21 protein-coding genes (1 of these 21 cut by a window edge) are annotated in these 18725 nt (G+C 44.7%); 18 read left to right on the top strand and 3 right to left on the bottom strand.

The features are described from left to right. From rsgA to IGI77_RS17340, 13 genes are all read left to right on the top strand, one after another. A protein-coding gene (rsgA, locus tag IGI77_RS17400; protein ID WP_213357248.1) for a ribosome small subunit-dependent GTPase A crosses the window boundary here: on the top strand, positions 1-76 show its final stretch. The gene continues 809 nt to the left of window position 1, outside the view; the window shows 76 of its 885 coding nt (coding positions 810-885); its start codon lies off the left edge, out of view; its stop codon occupies positions 74-76. A gap of 9 nt (positions 77-85) precedes the next feature. Continuing rightward, on the top strand, positions 86-739 hold the full coding sequence (gene rpe, locus IGI77_RS17395; protein WP_015510634.1) for a ribulose-phosphate 3-epimerase: 654 nt from the start codon (positions 86-88) through the stop codon (positions 737-739). After that, positions 740-1372 carry a thiamine diphosphokinase gene (locus IGI77_RS17390; RefSeq protein WP_005230235.1) on the top strand — a complete coding sequence of 211 codons (633 nt, stop codon included), beginning with the start codon at positions 740-742 and terminating at the stop codon, positions 1370-1372. It abuts the gene before it with no gap. Between the two features lie 142 nt (positions 1373-1514). Further along, positions 1515-2372, top strand: coding sequence for a rod shape-determining protein MreC (gene mreC, locus IGI77_RS17385; protein WP_438770471.1), 858 nt, complete (start codon positions 1515-1517; stop codon positions 2370-2372). A gap of 2 nt (positions 2373-2374) precedes the next feature. Next, the gene (gene mreD / locus IGI77_RS17380) at positions 2375-2884 is read left to right on the top strand and encodes a rod shape-determining protein MreD (RefSeq protein ID WP_438770470.1); all 510 of its coding nucleotides are present in this window, start codon (positions 2375-2377) and stop codon (positions 2882-2884) included. A gap of 185 nt (positions 2885-3069) precedes the next feature. Next, positions 3070-4431 (top strand): C40 family peptidase, encoded by a 1362-nt coding sequence (locus tag IGI77_RS17375; RefSeq protein ID WP_438770468.1) that lies wholly within the window; start codon positions 3070-3072, stop codon positions 4429-4431. 69 nt (positions 4432-4500) lie between these two features. Then, positions 4501-6249, top strand: coding sequence for a PTS sugar transporter (locus IGI77_RS17370; RefSeq protein WP_438770466.1), 1749 nt, complete (start codon positions 4501-4503; stop codon positions 6247-6249). Then, positions 6230-8260 carry a BglG family transcription antiterminator gene (locus IGI77_RS17365; protein ID WP_005230244.1) on the top strand — a complete coding sequence of 677 codons (2031 nt, stop codon included), beginning with the start codon at positions 6230-6232 and terminating at the stop codon, positions 8258-8260. The genes IGI77_RS17370 and IGI77_RS17365 overlap by 20 nt, the downstream gene beginning before the upstream one ends. 12 nt (positions 8261-8272) lie before the next feature. After that, a complete protein-coding gene (locus tag IGI77_RS17360) occupies positions 8273-8707 on the top strand; it encodes a PTS sugar transporter subunit IIA (protein WP_438770464.1) in 435 nt (144 codons plus the stop codon). Positions 8708-9019: 312 nt separating this feature from the next. Next, positions 9020-10792, top strand: coding sequence for a PTS mannitol transporter subunit IICBA (locus tag IGI77_RS17355; protein ID WP_005230247.1), 1773 nt, complete (start codon positions 9020-9022; stop codon positions 10790-10792). A gap of 15 nt (positions 10793-10807) precedes the next feature. After that, complete coding sequence (locus IGI77_RS17350) at positions 10808-11245, top strand: PTS sugar transporter subunit IIA (protein WP_438770462.1); 438 nt, start codon at positions 10808-10810, stop codon at positions 11243-11245. 22 nt (positions 11246-11267) lie between these two features. After that, positions 11268-12416 (top strand): mannitol-1-phosphate 5-dehydrogenase, encoded by a 1149-nt coding sequence (locus IGI77_RS17345; protein WP_438770460.1) that lies wholly within the window; start codon positions 11268-11270, stop codon positions 12414-12416. 175 nt (positions 12417-12591) lie between these two features. Continuing rightward, positions 12592-12891, top strand: coding sequence for a hypothetical protein (locus tag IGI77_RS17340; RefSeq protein ID WP_194185564.1), 300 nt, complete (start codon positions 12592-12594; stop codon positions 12889-12891). Positions 12892-13026: 135 nt separating this feature from the next. On the opposite strand, the gene IGI77_RS17335 is transcribed toward IGI77_RS17340, so the two are convergent. Next, the gene (locus tag IGI77_RS17335) at positions 13027-13539 is read right to left on the bottom strand and encodes a type 1 glutamine amidotransferase domain-containing protein (protein ID WP_005230261.1); all 513 of its coding nucleotides are present in this window, start codon (positions 13537-13539) and stop codon (positions 13027-13029) included. A gap of 124 nt (positions 13540-13663) precedes the next feature. On the opposite strand from IGI77_RS17335, the gene IGI77_RS17330 reads away from it, so the two are divergent. From IGI77_RS17330 to IGI77_RS17320, 3 genes are all read left to right on the top strand, one after another. Continuing rightward, complete coding sequence (locus IGI77_RS17330) at positions 13664-14215, top strand: hypothetical protein (RefSeq protein WP_332283202.1); 552 nt, start codon at positions 13664-13666, stop codon at positions 14213-14215. 183 nt (positions 14216-14398) lie between these two features. Beyond that, a complete protein-coding gene (locus IGI77_RS17325; protein WP_142973477.1) occupies positions 14399-14842 on the top strand; it encodes a hypothetical protein in 444 nt (147 codons plus the stop codon). 8 nt (positions 14843-14850) lie between these two features. Continuing rightward, positions 14851-15606, top strand: coding sequence for a DUF6681 family protein (locus tag IGI77_RS17320; RefSeq protein ID WP_005230266.1), 756 nt, complete (start codon positions 14851-14853; stop codon positions 15604-15606). Between the two features lie 56 nt (positions 15607-15662). Here IGI77_RS17320 and IGI77_RS17315 read toward each other — a convergent pair whose 3' ends face one another. Then, positions 15663-16070, bottom strand: a complete 408-nt coding sequence (locus IGI77_RS17315; protein WP_005230267.1) for an Hsp20/alpha crystallin family protein — start codon at positions 16068-16070, stop codon at positions 15663-15665. Positions 16071-16244: 174 nt separating this feature from the next. On the opposite strand from IGI77_RS17315, the gene ispE reads away from it, so the two are divergent. Then, positions 16245-17096 carry a 4-(cytidine 5'-diphospho)-2-C-methyl-D-erythritol kinase gene (ispE, locus tag IGI77_RS17310; RefSeq protein WP_438770457.1) on the top strand — a complete coding sequence of 284 codons (852 nt, stop codon included), beginning with the start codon at positions 16245-16247 and terminating at the stop codon, positions 17094-17096. A gap of 171 nt (positions 17097-17267) precedes the next feature. Here the strand turns inward: ispE and IGI77_RS17305 are convergent, their stop codons facing one another. Continuing rightward, a complete protein-coding gene (locus IGI77_RS17305; protein ID WP_005230269.1) occupies positions 17268-17447 on the bottom strand; it encodes a hypothetical protein in 180 nt (59 codons plus the stop codon). A 306-nt stretch (positions 17448-17753) separates the two neighbouring features. Between IGI77_RS17305 and IGI77_RS17300 the strand changes: the two genes are divergently transcribed. Beyond that, positions 17754-18713 carry a metal ABC transporter substrate-binding protein gene (locus IGI77_RS17300; RefSeq protein ID WP_438770456.1) on the top strand — a complete coding sequence of 320 codons (960 nt, stop codon included), beginning with the start codon at positions 17754-17756 and terminating at the stop codon, positions 18711-18713. The last annotated feature ends 12 nt before the right edge of the window (positions 18714-18725 follow it).

The following is an 18725-nucleotide window of genomic DNA, read 5'->3' as shown; positions in this document are numbered from 1 at the left end:
TCGTTATAAGAATTACGTGCAATTTTTAGAAGAGATTGAAAACCGACGTCCGGTTTATAAAAAGAAGAAAAAGTGAGGGAAAAGCATGATAAAACTAGCACCATCTATTTTAAGTGCCGATTTTGCAAATCTTCAAAGAGACATTGAGCTGGTAGAGCGCCATGGCGCAGATTATATTCACGTAGACGTGATGGACGGTCATTTCGTCCCTAATATTACCTTAGGCCCAAACATCGTTAAAGCGATTCGCCCAGTTACCAAACTGCCGTTGGATGTTCACCTAATGATCACCGAACCAGAAAAGTATATCCATGCCTTCGCAGAAGCTGGGGCAGATATCATTGGGATCCACGCGGAAGCAACACCTCATATCCATCGTGCGATCCAAATGATTGTGGCAGAAAATGTCAAAGCAGAAATCGTCATCAACCCAGGCACACCAGTATCAGCCATTGAACATGTTTTATCCATGTGTGATCAAGTGTTAGTCATGACGGTCAATCCAGGGTTTGGTGGGCAATCCTTTATTGAAGAATCACTAGAAAAAATTGCGGTACTGGCTGCTTTAAAAGAAGAAAAAGGCTACCATTATGATATCGAGGTAGATGGCGGGATCGTTCCTGAGACAGCCAAACGTTGCTTGGAAGCAGGTGCAAATGTCTTCGTAGCAGGAAGCTATATTTACGATGCCGATGAACCTGCAGCACAAATCAGAGCCTTGAAAGAAGCTTTGCAATAAATGAAGATTTTGTTAGCAGCAGGGGGGCGCCCTGAAAATTGGCCACCGCTGATGACGTATGACAAATACATTGGGATTGATCGCGGGGCACTGTTTTTGCTTCAGCACCAACGGCCAGTCGATCTAGCGATTGGTGATTTTGACTCTTTGACCGCAGGCGAACTGCAAGCAGTCAAACAACAAGTCAACACAGTGATCCAAGCGCCTGCTGAAAAAGATGATACAGATACCCAATTGGCATTGGTGGAGACGTTGCGTCGCTATCCAGAAGCGCAAATCGACTTGATTGGTGCAACAGGAGGACGTCTCGACCATCTTTTAGCCAATCTATGGCTGCCTTTGGAAGATCGGTTTCGTCCATTTGCCCCAAATCTGCGTTTTTTAGATCGTCAAAATGTCGTTCAGTTCTTTTTACCAGGCACCTATCAATTGGAAAAAGAACCCGAGATGCAGTATTTGGCGTATTGCTGTTTGACGCCGGTAACAGATTTGACGTTGACAGGTAGCAAGTATTTATTAGAAAACGTCCAAGTGCCGTACCCAACTTCTTATGCCAGCAATGAATTTCTGACACAAACAGCAGGTTTTTCCTTTAGCAGCGGGATGATAGCAGTCATTCAAAGTTGTGATTAAGAGACGGAACGTCTCTTTTTTTTGTTGAAAATTTCAGAAACTTAATTACAAAAAAAACATTAAGACGGTCAACTTAGCTTTTGTTTGCAGGGTATTAATGGTAAAATTGGAACTACAGTTTGGAATTATTTGAGGTGTCTTTGTGAAAAAGTTTAATCCTAATAAAAATATTATCATCACATTGATTATTGTGATTTTAGTTGTCACCGTATTAAGCGTGACGATCGCCCGCAGAGCTGCGGGAAACTCCACCAGTGTTGTGCAATCAACGGTCAATGACTCCGTTGGCTTTATCGATAAAGTGATTACGGCGCCTTTTCGTTGGATCGAAAATGGTGCGAATTCAGTCAAAAACTTGTTTGTGACGTATGAAGAAAATGAACGTTTAAAAGAGAAATTGGACAGTTTTGATGAATTGGAACAAGCGAAGGACAATGCGCAAAGAGAAATCGATGCCTTGAAAGAAGAGCTAGAGCTGAATGCGACCTTGACGAATTATGAACGGATCTCCGCCAATGTCATCAATCGGTCACCTGATACTTGGCAAGATATGCTGATCGTGGATCGAGGCTCAAGAGACGGCGTTGAGGTCAACATGGCGGTCATGTCGCAAAAAGGCTTGATTGGTCGTGTGATAGAAGTCAATGCAGCTTCTTCTAAAATTGAACTTTTGACTTCTGAAAACCAGAATTCTAACCACTATCCGGTTCGGATCAGCGGCGAAGATGGGTCAAACTTTGGGATTCTAAGTAGTTACGATCAAAAAGAACGTTCCTTGGTCATTACCCAGTTGACAGGGGACAATGAGCTGAAGGAAGGCGATGTCGTGCAGACCTCTGGATTAGGAGGAAACTCGCCTGCCGACTTAGCGATCGGAACAGTGATCCGTACCACCAAAGATGAGTTTGGTCTTGACACCCAAGTGTTTGTAAAACCGTATGCCCAAATGTATGATATTCAAGCAGTAACGATTATCAAACGCTTGGCAGGTGAGGAATAGCCATGAAAAAGCATGACTACATCAAATACCTGGCAGCGGGCGTCTTCTTTTTGATGATGTTGGCAGATGGACAACTGACGCGTTTTTTAGAAAAATGGACCCAAGACAATTATATCGCCAGTGCGCATCTTTTATTGATCGCCCTTTTATGTGGCGCGAAGTATTTGCCGAAAAACTTTTTGATCACAACGGGGCTTGTGATCGGTTGCCTTTATGACGTGTATTATGTCGGTGTGATCGGCATCTACACGGTGGCGTTTCCCTTGATCGTGTGGATCATGTATATTTTGAAAAATACGCTTTATCAAAATGTATTTACCATGTTTTTCGGAATGATCATCTTTGTTACAAGCTTAGAAGTTGTGACGTTGGGCGTCCAGTTGCTATTTAAGATCGCCTCAGTTAGCACGTCATTCTTTGTTTCCCGCTTTTTAGCACCAACGCTTTTATTGAACATCATTTTGTTTATCCTTTTAGTCGTTCCATTCATGAAGCTATTCAAAGACGAATAGCTTCATTTTTTTTGCGTTTGACTGTATAAAAATAACAGCGATTGAAATGTTTTTGTAATATTCCTTTTATCTCTCTGACATACGGCTGTGTTACAATCACACTATCGTGAAGGACTTTAGGTATTCTTAAGCATTTATACATAAAAAAACCATATTAGGGGAAGCAACAGCCGGAGGAATGAAGAGTGAAAAAGCGAATTTTATCTTTATTGTTAGTAAGTTCAATTGTTCTTACTTCTGCAGCAGCACCGACACTTGTCTTTGCATCAGATTTTGACAATAAAATTGAAGAAAAAAATAAAGAGATCTCTGACTTGCAAAACCAGCAAGCGAGCATCAAGTCACAAGTAGCAGCACTTGAAAGCGACGTGGCAGCAATCAATGAAAAAGCCCAAACTTTGTTGCAACAACAAGGTGATTTGCGTGCGGATTCTGAAAAGTTGAAGCAAGAAATTGCTGATTTGAAAGTCAGAATCGAAAAGCGTGAAGAAGCGATCCAAAAACAAGCCCGTGACGTTCAAGTCAATGGTCAAAGCACGAACTTTATTGATGCAGTATTAGAAGCTGACTCTTTAACAGATGCTATTGGCCGTGTGCAAGCAATGACGACGATCGTCAATGCTAACAAAGATCTTGTGGATCAACAAAAGGCAGACCAAGAAGCAGTTGAAGCGAAAAAAGCGGAAAACGACGATAAATTGGCAGAAATCGCAGCGAACCAATTTGAGCTAGAAACACAATTAGGGGATCTACAAGCCAAACAAGCCGATTTAAATGTTTTGCAAGCGGAATTGGCTGTTCAACAAGCATCTAAAGAAGATGAAAAAGCTGATTTAGAAAAACAAAAAGAAGAATACGAAGCAGAACAAGCACGCATCGCTGCAGAAGAAGCGGCGGCGGCAGCAGCTCGTGAACAAGCAGCACAAGAAGCAGCGGCTCAAGAAGCGGCAGCAGCTGAAGCAGCTACTCAGGAAGCAGCATCAAGCGAGTCTTCAACGTCGAATTCAACGACATCAAACTCAACAACAAATTCTAGTACGACGACTGATACTACGCAAGGCAGTTCATCACAAGGTGGCGGTTCAACAAATACGACACCATCGACTCCTGCCAACAATAACAATAGCAATAACAACCAAGGATCGAACAATAGCGGCAATGGTGCAAGCAATACTCCTGCACCCGCACAAACGGTCAACGGTTCAGCAATCGTAGCAGAAGCAATGAAATACATTGGTACTCCTTATGTATGGGGTGGTACGACACCAGACGGCTTTGACTGTTCTGGCTTTACACAATATGTATTTGCTAAAGTTGGGATCTCATTACCACGGGTAACTTACGCACAAGAATTTTCTGGTACGGTGATTTCGATCAATGAAGCAAAAGCTGGTGACTTGTTATTCTGGGGTAGCCGCGGAAGCACACACCACGTGGCGATCGCTATGGGTAACGGACAATACGTTCATGCACCAACACCAGGTCAAAATGTTTCTGTTAGCAGTTACTCTTATTATTCACCAGATTTCGCGGTACGCGTAAACTAAATCAATTGAAGCTATTTCAAAAGCTGGCGTTTTACGTCAGCTTTTTTTGATTTCTGTTTTAAAAAACGTATGCTTTTTTTGTTTTCAGTCTTGCCAGAACATCTTATAATAGAGAAGAGAAAGGAAGCGGATAAAATGAACAAGACCTCGTCTTCCAGAGAAAAAATGATAACGGTTAAGTTTTATACGAATTATCTTTCTCGCATGATGATGCCGAATTTAAGTATTTTTATTGCGTGGATGCTGATTTCATTCCTGCTGCCTTTTTTCTCAGTCGATCAACAAGTGATCCAGCAAATGGAACAAGGGGTCTTGACTGTGCTGCTGCCCCTCATGATCGCCTATACAGGTGGGCAGATGTTGGCGCCTGAACGAGGTGGGGTCGTAGGAGCAGTGGCGGTCTTAGGGGCTATTCTCGCAACGGATATTCCCCAGGTCTTTGGGGCGATGCTGCTGGGGCCGCTAGCGGGCTGGCTATTGTACCGCAGTGATTCGATCGTGAGCAAAGTCAAAAGTGGCTATGAGATGCTGGTGCGCAATTTTATTGCAGGTGCGTTTGGCGGACTCCTCTTTTTAGGCAGTTACTTCCTATTGGCGCCGCTTTTTAATTGGTTCAGTCTCGGCAGCTATCAGCTTGTTGATTATTTTGTTCAGCAAAACGTTTTGCCCTTTATTCATATCATTGTAGAACCATTGAAGGTTTTGTTTTTTAATAATATTGTCAACCATGGTCTATTTACACCGCTAGGGATCGAAGCAGCGGCACTCAATGGTCAGTCGGTTTTATTTTTGATCGAGGCCAACCCCGGTCCAGGATTAGGGGTCTTAGCGGCGTATCTTTTTTTTGGTTCAAAGCGAAACCGAACGAATGCCGCAGCATCCGTTTTTGTGCAGGCTATTGGTGGGATTCATGAAGTGTATTTCCCGTTTGTTCTGCTCGATCCTTGGGTGTTGCTCGGTCCGATCATTGGTGGTTTCAGTGGCACGCTGATCTTCCAATTTTTAGGGGTAGGCTTAAGAGCGCCTGCGTCTCCGGGCTCGATCTTAGCGATTTTACTCAATACACCGCCGTCTATGATCCTAGGTGTCTTAGCTGGGATTGTCGTCAGTACGGTCGTATCGTTTGCGATCGCTAGTGTGCTGTTAAAACGGAAGTCCAATACAGAAAATGAGGAGCGTAAGATGCCGAAAATGAAGAAAGTCACGGAGATCGTCGTGGCCTGTGACGCAGGGATGGGGTCCAGTGCGATTGGTGCCAGCATACTAAAAAAACAGTTACAAGAAGCCCAGCTAACGTTTCCTGTCCGCTATCAATCGATTTATCGTGTGATCGATGATCCCGCGCTTTTGGTGATCACCCAACGGGAATTAGCAGCTATTGCCCAAAAGCAGACACCACACGCACAGCATTATGTGTTAGATAATTTTTTGGCGGCTGATGAGTATGCCCCGCTGATCCTAGAATTACAAAGAAGAGAACAGGGTCCGCAAAAATCGCTGCAAACCGAGGCAGCAAGTTCGTTAGGATTTTCAACGATCATCTTTTTGTATACTGGAAAAAAACGCGGTTCACAAACGATGGCAGTGGAGATACTAAGCAAAATGGCCCGCCAACAAGCGCTGTCTTTGACCATCAAAAAAATGGCGTATGAAGGACAAGCTCTTGACCCTACGGCAGTCTATATCCTCCCGAAAGAACTTGCAGAAAAGTGCCCGATCCCAGATGTTCCTTTGCTGGTGGTGGATGATTTATTGACGACAGATGCGTATCGTCAGTTACTGACAGAAGGAGTCGACTATGTTTTTGACCAATCGTGAAACACTTTTATTAACGGAATTGATGAATAGTACCGGTCCAGTTTCTTTAGATCGCATGATGCAAGTCTTAAAAGTCAGTAAACGAACGGTGTACCGTGAACTGGCTAATCTAGAAAAATCGCTGGAAACAGTAGGAGCTACCTTAGAGAAGGTCGGTCGTGGTCATTTCCAAATTTTTGCATCAGAAACGAGCATTCGCCAATTGCAAGAAGCCATTATGGCAGATACCGATCAAGAATTCGCAGCTAGTGAGCGACAACATCGTATTTTGCTGCAATTGACTACCGCCACGAAGCCTGTATCTAGTCATTTCTTCTTGGATCGCTACCAAATCAGCAATACGACGTTTTTTTCAGATATCAAACAGCTAGAAGAAAGTCTCGCACGGCTGCCGTTAAGGATCGTGCGCAATCAAGGGTATGAGATCGAAGGCTCCGAAAAATATCGGCGGTTGATCACAGCCAATACACTAGTGATGGAGATCAATGAGTACCAATTTTTCCATTTACTGGAAACCGATGATGAAGCCCCGTTTATTTTTCAATTTCTGTCCCGTGACCATCTATTGCTAGCCCAGCGGCTGATTCGAGAAACCATCGAGCCGCAGTTCAAGGAACTTAGTGACCGCAAATTGGCGTTTATCGTCTTGATGCTGGCGCTAGCCATGGATCGGGTAGCTTTGGGCTACACGGTGGAAGAAGAGACGTACCCGAGTCAGATCAACAAAGACTTGCTGAAGGTGGCGAAAAAAATTTTTGCTCAGATCGCCGAAAAGACGAAACTGCTTTATTCCATTAACGAAATCGTCTTTTTTGCCGTGTTACTAGGTGATTTTGCCAATTCCTTTGATCGTGATTTTTTTGATGACAATTTTGATACTGACTTGGCTTATCGTGTGAAACGCTTGATCGAATTGGTCAGTGAGCAAACGGAAGTGGCGTTTTATGAAGATACGAACTTGTATAAAATGCTGCTGACCCATATCTCAGGAGTGATGACGCGGGCGATTTTAGAAGAAGATCATTTGAACAACCCTATCCTAGAAAAAATCATGAACCAGTATGTCGAGATCGCCAGCGGGATTCGTAATCATCTGCCGCAGGTCTTTCCGCAGCAGCAGTTCTCGGAAGAAGAAATCGCCTATATGGTCCTGCATTTTGCCAATTCGTTGGAAAAAAATCCGAAAGTGTTAGAAGTCAATATTGCAGGGATCTCTCCTAGCGGATTAGCCTCCATCAGTTTATTAGAGATGCAGCTGCGGAAACATTTTCCCTTTATCAATCAAATCACCTTCTTTCGAGTGGGAGATGTCAAACGGGAAAATATCGAGGAGACCTATGACTTGGTGATCTCGACTTCCTTGCTGCCAGGGTATCAAGGAGAGTACAAACTCGTTTCACCGATCCTGCTAGAAGAAGATATTCAAGAGTTGAAGAAGGCCTTCCAAGCCATTAGTCAGAAAAAACGTTCCGCAAAAAAGGCACCCTCTGCTTTGGTCAAAGAGGAATCCTATGAAGCGGTCTTGGCTTTTATCGAAGCCATTAACCAGCTATTGGCGCTGTTTCAAGTGCAAGCCATTGATAACCCAGCGGACTTGGAAGAAACGTTACAGCTGGTACTGACGTCTTTTGATGAACATGTTGTTTTGGATCGTGAGAAAGTCGTTGATCGTCTCTTACGGCGCTACTTCCAAGCGCCAGTGGGCATTCCTGACACTCACTTTGCCTTGTTTCACGCGGCGAGCTCGGCGATCCTGCAACCAGTTTTTCGTATTTTCGACTTGAAACAACCTTTGCCTCTTTTAGCGATGGATAAAAAAGAAATCGCTGTTACCCGTTTATTAGTCATGCTTGCGCCGTATCCTATCAATGAAACAAGCTCTCAGATGTTAGGAAAAATCAGTGGTTCGATCATTATGAATGATCTAAATACGGAGATTTTTAATTCGGGCAATGATTCGATTATTTATCAGTTACTCTCTTCGCTCTTGATTGAAGAAGTAAAACAATAGGAGGGATCAGCGATGTATATTCCACAGGAGCGTATTTTGTTGGATCAACACTTTACCGATGCCACAGAGGCCCTGAAAAAAATTGGCGAGTACTTAGTCAACCAGGAGATCGTTTCCTTGCCCTATGTCAAAAGCCTTTTGCGGCGCCATCAAAAAACAGGTGTTTACATCGGCAACTTTGTGGCATTGCCCCATGCGGAAGAAGAAGCCCAGCAATGGATCAAGGAAGAAGGACTCTTTTTGATCCAAGTGCCTGATGGCGTCGACTTCGGCACGAAGGAGCAGGCTAAAATCGCTACGATCCTTTTCGTAGTCGTCCTAAAAGAGCAGCAATTAGCTGTTTTGCAAGAAATCGCCTTTTTTTGTTCTGATATGCAGAATGTTCGGGTGCTTAGTGATGCCGAATCGGTTGAAGAGATCCAACAGATTTTGTTAGCAGAAGAATAAGCGATCAGCAGCAGACTGGCTTGCAACAAGAGCAGCGAACGAAATAGATGAATGAGCTGCCTCCGTGTACTTGCTCTTTCTACCTTGTGTAGAAGGAGCGGGTACACGTTTTTTTTGTGTTTTGGCAAAATCCAAAAAAATGCTTCACGTGAAACATAACGAAAATAAGCGAGTGCAGGGGCTGCTCGCCTTTTTTTGTTCTATCCGTTTGGCTACAAGTTTTGGCACAGTTTTTTGTGCCAAAGTACGACTTTCGAGCTTTTTGGGAAGCGCCTACAATAAGGGTGTAAGCAGACGAGAGGAGAGAAAGAAATGGAACAGACACAAAAAGCAGCCAAATCATCAGTCAAAGCAAAAGTTCAAAAATTAGGCAGTACGTTGTCGAGTATGGTGATGCCGAATATCGGCGCATTGATTGCATGGGGTGTATTAACGGCATTATTTATTCCAGATGGGTATTTACCAAATGAAGCCTTTGCAACGATGGTCGGTCCAATGCTAACGTATTTGATCCCAATCTTGATCGGGTATACTGGCGGGAAAGTGATTGCTGGTGACCGCGGAGCCGTGGTTGGGGCGATCGCAACGATGGGGGTCATCGTCGGAACGGATATCCCAATGCTATTGGGTGCGATGATCATGGGTCCTTTAGGCGGTTGGGTCATCAAGAAATTTGACGAGATCTTCCAAGACAAAGTTCGCGCTGGCTTTGAAATGTTGGTCAACAACTTTTCATCAGGTTTGATCGGTTTTGCCTTAGCATTACTGGGCTTTGTAGCAATCGGGCCAGTTGTGAACACCTTGACAGAAGCAATGGCAGCAGGGGTCGAAGTGATCGTCAATGCCCACTTGATTCCATTAGCCAATATCTTTATTGAACCAGCAAAAATCTTATTCTTAAACAATGCTATCAACCATGGAATTTTGACACCATTAGGTACTGAGCAAGTCAGCGAATTTGGGAAATCGATCCTTTACTTATTAGAAGCCAATCCTGGACCTGGTTTAGGAGTCTTGCTAGCCTTCACTTTCTTCGGAAAAGGAGCAGCGAAATCTTCGGCACCTGGAGCGATCATCATTCACTTTATCGGTGGGATCCATGAGATCTACTTCCCATACGTCATGATGAAACCATTGATGTTCTTAGCCGTGATTGCCGGCGGTGTATCAGGAAGCTTTACCTTCCAATTGCTAGGTGCAGGCTTACGGGCACCTGCTTCACCAGGTTCGATCATTGCGATCTTAGCAATGACGCCATTCAACTCAGTGATGAGTGTCGTTTCTGTCTTAGCCGGAATTGCCGTAGGAGCAGGCGTATCCTTTATCGTCGCTGCCGCGATCTTGAAAGCGGATGCGAAGGATACGGTGGATAATTTTGAAGAAAAAGTACAACAAACGCAAGCAGCAAAACTTAGCTCAAAAGGCTTGGCGGCTCAACCAATGACTGGCATCAATCGTATCATCTTCGCATGTGATGCAGGCATGGGCTCCAGTGCTATGGGGGCATCGATCTTACGTAAAAAAGTCAAAGAAGCGGGTCTTCCACAAAATGTTTCTAATTCCGCCATCAACAATTTGACGGACGATGCCAATACGCTGATCGTCACTCAAGAAGAATTGCAAGAACGTGCCAAACAAAAAGCGCCAAATGCGACCTTTGTCGCGGTTGAGAATTTCCTGAACTCTCCACGGTACGATGAAATCGTAGCCACATTGTCAGGGACTAAGACAGCGGGGGAGTCAGCAAAAAAGTCTGAAGCAGGCAACCAGGTAGATGTTCCTTCCGCCAATGACCTTAAGCAAGTCAGCGAAATCATTTTGGCCCACGATGATCGCAAAGGTTCGGCAACGATGGCTCAGAAAGTCTTCCAAGATCTTTTAGCCAAAGAAGCTCTGACGATGCCGATCAGAAAAAGCCATATCAATGATCTCCATGCCAACGCCTCTTCACTGGTGATCACAAAAGAAGCCCTAACGCCGCAAGCGCAAACGTCAGCGCCAGAAGCGATCCACCTATCTGTCAATAATTTGATGGGAACGACGAACTATCAACGGATCGTGGCATCGATCAAAGCAGCAAATTAAGAAAGGATGAGCCGAATGCAAGTATTAGAAAAAGACATGATTGAATTGAACAAACAATTTGCGACCAAAGAAGAAGCCATTCGTTACTGTGGTGAAAAATTGCTGGCGGCAGGTTGTGTGGAAAAAGAATACGTCGATGCCATGCTTGAGCGTGACGAGATGCTCTCAGTCTATATGGGGAACTTTATTGCGATTCCTCACGGCACGGATGAAGCCAAAAAATACGTCAAAAAATCAGGTATCTGTATCGTGCAAGTACCTGATGGCGTGAATTTCGGTACAGCGGACGAAGAAAAAATCGTCACCGTCCTTTTCGGCATCGCGGGCAAAGGGGAAAATCATCTGCAATTGGTCCAACAAATCGCCCTCTTTTGCAGCGATATCGATAACGTTGTCGAATTGGCGGATGCCTTAGATAAAGAAGAAATCGCCCAAAGTTTGACCGTAGCATAAGGATTTAAGGAGGAGACAAGACATGAAGGCAGTTCACTTTGGTGCAGGTAATATTGGTCGCGGCTTTATCGGCGAGATATTGGCTGCCAACAACTTTGAAATCACATTTATTGATGTCAATGAAACGATCATTGACGCCTTAAAAGCAAGACAAGGGTATACCATCGAATTAGCCGATGAGTCCCAAGAACAGATCCACATCGAGCATGTGACGGGATTGAACAATGCCAAAGAACCAGAAGCGGTGATCCAAGCGATCGCCGAGGCAGACATCCTTACGACCGCCATTGGTCCCAACATTTTGCCGCATATCGCTGAGCTGATCGCCAAAGGCTTAGAAGCACGTCAGCAACACCCAGACAAGCCAGCCATTGATGTGATCGCTTGTGAGAATATGATCGGCGGATCGACCTTTTTAAAAAGCGAAGTGCAAAAATACGTTGCGGATTGGTCAGCATTGGAAGCGACGGTTGGTTTTCCAGATGCAGCGGTGGACCGTATCGTACCGCTGCAGCACCATGAAGATCCTTTATTCGTTCAAGTAGAACCTTTTTGCGAATGGGTGATCCAAGAGTCAGGGATGAAATCCTCGATCCATCTGCAAGGGGTCCATTATGTGGCGGACCTGGAACCGTATATTGAACGGAAATTATTCAGTGTCAATACGGGTCATGCCACGGTAGCGTACACAGGCGCCCTCCAAGGCTATCAGACGATCGATGAAGCGATGCAGGACCATTTAGTGGTGATCCAATTAAAATCCGTTCTCGAAGAAACTGGGCGGCTTTTAATTGAGAAGTGGGCTTTTGATCCTGAAGAACATGAACGGTATATCGAAAAAATCATCCAACGCTTTAAAAACAAACACATTTCCGATGCTATCACACGGGTGGCACGGACACCTGTCCGCAAATTAGGAACTGAAGAACGCTTTATCCGACCAGTCCTTGAGTTAGAAAAACGCAACATGCAGCCAGATCATCTCTATGAAACGATCGGCATGATCTTCAACTACAAAGACCCTGAAGATGAGCAAAGCCAACAGTTACAAGCACTTTTGGATGAAAAATCACTACCGGAAGTTATTGCAGAAATCACTGGCTTACAAGATGAAGACATGATTGAAACGATCCGACAAAACATTGAAAAATATGCGTATGTTGCCGCATAAAAACGAGTAACACACAGAACAAGCAGATAAATTGCCGCATCCGTAAAAGCTAGCCCAACAAGCGAGCTTTTGCGGATGTGGCAATTTCTTTCAACGCTTGTTCTGTGTTTTTTTGCTCACCGATTGACCTTTGTTGCTAACTTGACGATAATAAGAAAAGAAATGAGGGAGAGCGATGGAACGATGGTTTGAAGAAGCCCAGCTTCAAGTAATTGAGTTGCCGATCGAATGGCTGGAAAACCGCCCCGTCTATCGGGCCTTTATCCGTGAATTGCCGACGATCCAAGGGGAAGGAACTTCGCGGCAAGCTGTTTATCGGCAGTTGGCAGAAGCCTACGCGGCTTACCTTGCCCAACTTCGAGAGGCCAATGAGGCACAGGAAGAAATGACGTCTTCCTTATTATCGACGGAAGAGTTATTGCGCTATTACGATGGCGAGACTTTCGATGGCTTTGAGTTGCCCTCTGACGAGTAACGGGAAACGAGCTATTCACTGAAAACTGAAAAGCTACGCAAGAAAAAACCGCTCAGCTGCAGCTCGATCGATACGAAGGATCAAACGCTGCAATTGGCGGCTTTTTTTCTCTAAGAAACCAAGTCTTATTCGTGGTTAGTTCAATGCCTCGGTAATGGCTTGATTGAAGGCATCTAAGTCATCTGGGTTTCGGCTGGTGATCAACCGATAGGTTTCGTCGATCACGACAGGCTCATCTTTGACGGTGGCACCTGCGTAGGCTAAATCTGGTCGCACAGAATCATAAGCCGTCAAGGTCAAATCTTTTGTCAGTCCTGTTTGGATAAACAGTTGTGGGCCGTGGCAAATGGCAAAGACGGGACGATCAGATGTCAAAAAGTCTTTCGTCAATGACACATAGCGCTCATCGGTCCGTAATTGGTCAGGGGAGAAACCGCCTGGGATCAACAAAGCATCAAAACTTGCAGGATCGATCGTATCAATGGCCGCATCGACGGTAAATGTTCCACCTTGTTTGCCTTCGACGGTCTCGGCGCCTTCATTACTAATAACGACTACTTCGTGTCCAGCCGCTTCCAGTGCTTCTTTTGGTGACGTCAACTCAACATCTTCAACTAGATCAGTGACAATAACAGCAACTTTACTCATTCGATCTCCTCCTTATTACTTGATGAACAATTTGTTCACCTGCTATTATTTATGCTAACGAAGATTTTCGCTGTTGACAAATCATCTGTTTGTCCGCAGCTTGAAAAAGAAAGAAGGCAACGCCATGGCAACGATCCAACTATTTATCTCTGATACCCCCCTTTGCTTTGAAAAAGCGGAATTCACTTTTATGGAAGAATCATTTGTCATCGAGAAACAGCAATTATTTGAAAAAGTTGATGCAGTGATGCATCAAGAGGTATCCTCGGCCTTGGTTTCATTGGTAGAAAAAGCCCTTTTGACGCTAGAAGCGATCGGGGAAGAAGAGGATTATTTCGACCTGCTTTATTTGACCTATGAGAATACCCGCCATTCCCTCAGCGGACAGCAATTACTCGCGCAGCCGTTTCCAGCTGTAGAAGCAGCCTTGCAGCCAGTCTTTGATGAGTTGGCAGAACCGATCGTAGAAAAGTTTTATGAGGAGCTGACCAATCAGCTAGAAGAAGTTGCTGATGATGAACTGTTTAGTTCTTATTATCTGGATGAGGAAGAAGCGGTGATCCAAATCGATGCCCCGATCCAACATGAAGAAGTGATCGCTTTGCCTACCCTTTTACGGGATTACCATGGCACGTTGCGGCTGACCTTTGAAAAGTTTTATGAATACCTTGTGTAGCGGCGGCAACTGCCGTCGTTGTTTTTTTGTGAAAACAGTTACATGTTTAGTTTTTTTTTAAATCCTGCGACAGAAGCCTCTGGAATCTTGACCCTTTTGTCAGAAACGATTATAAAGGTAAGAAGAGGCTGAAGGAACCGAGGCTGCCAATGGGCAACACCGGGTAAGAAAAGGATGAGAATCATGCGAAAAGTCCCGCCTATTTTAAAACCAATTGCACTTTTAACGATATCAACGATCATTGCCACTGCTACCGGCGTGGTGAATTCAGGCAGCTACCGCCAACCAAGTCGTGCGACGGAAACAACAGAGACGACGGAAACGACCGAACAAGCACCAAGTGAAAGCACACCCTCTTCGATGACAGAAGACAGTCAAAATCAGACACCTGCTAGCACGGACTCACAACCGACGAACGATGATCAGCAGACAACACCGTCATCCAGCAGTGAACCAACAACACCAGCAACGACTCCGTCTTCTTCGGTGCCTGCAGAAACGACGCCATCAAGCGATGCCAATGTTTCACCAGCACCATCGGAAAACAATCAGGAAACACCTTCTTCAAGTGAAGAGACCACGCCAGATCCACAAGGGATCATGGATGAGAATCAAGGAAATGAGTAGGTGAGAAAATGACGCTTATTTTAGATTTAATCAACGGCATCCATAAATTTTTGGGCTATCTCGATATCAGTCCTAAATACTTGAACCGTGCCTATACCATCCTCAGTATCATTCCAACGGCGTATATTTTGCGGATCGTCTACGGGATGTTTGCGAACCAAAACTATTTTCAAGCGATCCTTTATACGGTCGGCTTTTTGGTCTTAGTCTACTTCTGGGTACTGAATATCTTCTATTATTTCTTAAACAAAAATATGAAGTTCGATGTCACTCAGGCCTTTGTCAAAGTTTTACCAGACGAAGTCTTCAATATTGAAGGAGAAACCATCAGCACCACCGACATTGATCGTTTGACGACTGAAAAAGCGGTGATCCATTTTGAAGAAGACTATCAGCTGGTATTGGCGAATCATTTGCAGACCTTGATCGCTCAAGAAGAATTGGCGATCAAACCGTCATCCAACGGCTTTACGATCCCGAAAAACACCTTGTATCCTTACTATTTTGTCAAACAGCAAGGGGAAAATGAGTACGCATTGCAGATCGGTACTAGCTACACGGAGATGACGAAAGTCGGCACGATCCAATGGACAGGCAAACAGCCCTTAGAGCCAGTGGGCTTATTTATCACTGGCGGTGATTTTATCAAAAATGATGTGAAATACCATGAACCATACAGTTTGAAATTGTACGTCAAAAAAGAGATTTCTGAAGAAGAACCACAGACCTCAAGACAGGCGTATCGACGACAAGCACGCAAATAAGAAAAGGCAGTTCCCCCAGAGCGTTCTCTGAAGGGACTGCCTTTTTGGTATCTCGGTTATTCGATCGGGATATTTTTTGCGGGTGCATCTTTGTAGCTGGCTTTTGGTAACGTCAGGGTCAATACGCCGTCTTCAAACACTGCTTTAATGGACTCGTCATCAATGTCTGTGATGGTGAAGGTCCGTTGATAGGCACTGCTAGAGCGTTCTTTGCGCAAATAATGTCCGAAATCCTCCTCGGTTTCCGTGGTCTCTGTTTGAGCCGCTGAAATCGTCAGCGTGTTGTTGACGTAACTGACGCGGATGTTTTCTTTCTTGATGCCGGGTAAATCTGCTTGAACGAGATACTTGTCTTCGTACTCTTTAATGTCCGTATTCATTTGCCGTTCTTGCCAAAAACTGTTCATTAATTTGCCTAATAGTTCTTCGCCGCCTGCGAAATCTCTTGGAATCAAATTTGCCATGTGGTTCCCCCGCTTTCTTTTATCTATTGAGTTGGTACTTCTATTTTACGAGGAACCAAGCCAAAGGGCAACCAAAATGGCAACAATCATAAAAACAAGAGAAATCACTCAACTATCTTATAAGAATCTGCTATGATAGAACTAAATAACTATCAGATGATTGGATGAATGAAGATGGAGATTATTGAAAAAGCGCCAGCTAAGATCAACCTCGGTCTCGATGTGTTAGAGAAAAGAACAGACGGCTACCATGAGTTGGAAATGGTGATGTCTAGTGTTGATCTAGCCGACCGTCTGATAATGGAAGAGATAACAGAAGATAAGATCATTATAGAAACCAACAAAGCCTTTTTGCCGATCGACAAACGCAATAATGTCTATCAAGCCGCCAGTATCTTAAAAAAACGCTACGGCATAAAAAAAGGCATCCGTATCCGCATCACCAAGAATATCCCGGTGGCAGCTGGGTTAGGTGGGGGCAGTACGGATTGTGCGGCAGCGCTGCGGGGGATGGTTCGCCTCTGGCATTTAGACCTTTCCATGGCAGAGCTGATCGATATTGGTATGGAAGTCGGCACCGATGTTCCCTATTGTCTTTATGGGACCACTTCCCACATTGCAGGAAAAGGGGAGCTGGTGACGCCGCTGCGGCCGATGCCGCAATGTTGGGTCATCTTGGTTAAACCTCGTTTGAGTGTTTCAACGGGGAAAATCTTTCAAGAAGTTGAGCTAGACCAACTGCACCATCCAGATATCGCGGCATTGTCGGCCGCCGTCTTAGCCGAAGATTATCCAGCAATGATCGCTGCCATGGGCAATAGCCTAGAAGCCATCACGATCCCGAAGTATCCGATCGTCCAACAGATCAAAGATCGCATGATGAAATACGGCGCAGATGTTGCCTTGATGACCGGCAGCGGACCGACTGTCTTTGCTCTTTGTCAAAAATATTCGCGGGCACAGCGGGTCTATAATGCCTTAAAAGGATTCTGCGATGAGGTTTATCTTGTACGTACATTGAAATGAATGAGTCAAGGACACAGGCTGAATTCGCCTGTGTTTTTTTGTATGCCTTCTATTTCAATAGTAAAGAAAAAGGCAGCTGAAGTGGGGAAGGAAGCATCTAGAAGCTGCCCTACAAAAAAGTCCCCGACGAAAATAAGGCGTCGGGGTCTGATTCTTTACGTAAAGCAAAGGCTATTCTTTTTGGTGCTGCTTCTTTGCGGATTTTTTCTTTTTGTCTTCTTCATACAATGGTTTGTCGATCGTTTTGCGGATTTCTTCGGTTTGCTGCGATGCAGGATCTTCTGGTAAGACGATTCGAGTCAACAAGTCGCTGTTGTTTACAGTTGGCGGCACAGTTACAAATTCGTTCATCTTCGTTTCCTCCAAGTGCTTTTAGGTTATTATCCTACATACTCTCTAATTTTTCAAGCTGGTACAGCAGGGGCGCATGGCGAATGGCGTAAAATATGGCTAAGTTCCTGAGAGAAGAAGCCGCTTCAAATGAACGTTTTCTCCTATGTTTTCCGATTTATCTCGAAATAAAAGTTTTAAATCGTAAAACGTACGATTTGTCTTGACGAACCGGAAATCATTTGATAGAGTAACTTTTGCTAACAAAACGGAGTTGTTCCGTTTTAAAATAAAAAGAAGAGCCAGCAAATGGAAGGGGAAAGCCCGATGAAAAAAATCTTACTTACTACAGCACTCCTTTTAGGGGGCGTGCTTCTTGGCGCTTGTGGGCAGCAAGAAGCGACAAGTCAATCGAGTGACACAGAGAAGCTGTCGATCGTCACGACGTTTTATCCAATGTACGAATTTACGAAAGAAGTCGTAGGCGACGCAGCAGAGGTCTCCTTGTTGATCCCTGCAGGAACTGAACCCCATGACTATGAGCCAAGTGCCAAAGATATGACCAAAATCATGGATGCAGATGCCTTTGTCTACAATAGTCCTGAGCTAGAAACTTGGGTCGCTAGTTTGACGGATTCCGTCGATCCTGAGCAAATAGCCGTGATCGAAGCGGCCAAAAACATTCAGTTGGTGGAAGGCACAGAGGAGGAAGATCATGACGCGCATGATCACGAAAGCGAAGACAGCCATGAAGGCCATGATCATACGTACGATCCTCATGTTTGGACCGACCCAGTCTTAGCGATCCAAGAAGTAGAAACGATCCGCGATGACTTGATTGCGAAGTTTCCTGAGCAAAAGGCAACTTTCACGGAAAATGCAGCTGCCTATATCGAAAAGCTTTCTGCTTTAGATGAAGCCTACCAAGCGGCGTTAAAGGATGCGACCCAACGAACCTTCGTTACGCAGCACGCAGCCTTTGGCTATTTGGCACGGCAGTATGATTTAGTCGAAGAATCGATTTCGGGCATTTCACCCGATCAAGAACCAACGCCAAGTCGGTTGGCTGAGCTGAAAGAATATGTAGAAGAAAAACAAGTCAAAGTTATCTATTTTGAAGAAAACGCGTCATCGAAGGTGGCTGAGACCTTAGCGTCTGAAACAGGAGTGGAACTGGCGGTCTTGAATCCATTAGAAAGCTTGACGCAAGAGCAGATGGATAACGGCGAAACATACCTGTCTGTAATGGAAGACAATTTGGCAGCATTACAAAAAAGTATTCACTAAGGAGGCGCCTGC

The sequence above is a fragment of the Enterococcus sp. DIV0213h genome, from assembly GCF_051711285.1.
GTDB lineage: Bacteria > Bacillota > Bacilli > Lactobacillales > Enterococcaceae > Enterococcus_D > Enterococcus_D casseliflavus.
The sequence above is the reverse complement of the archived record's forward strand: the minus strand, read 5'-3'. Positions and strand labels throughout refer to the sequence as shown.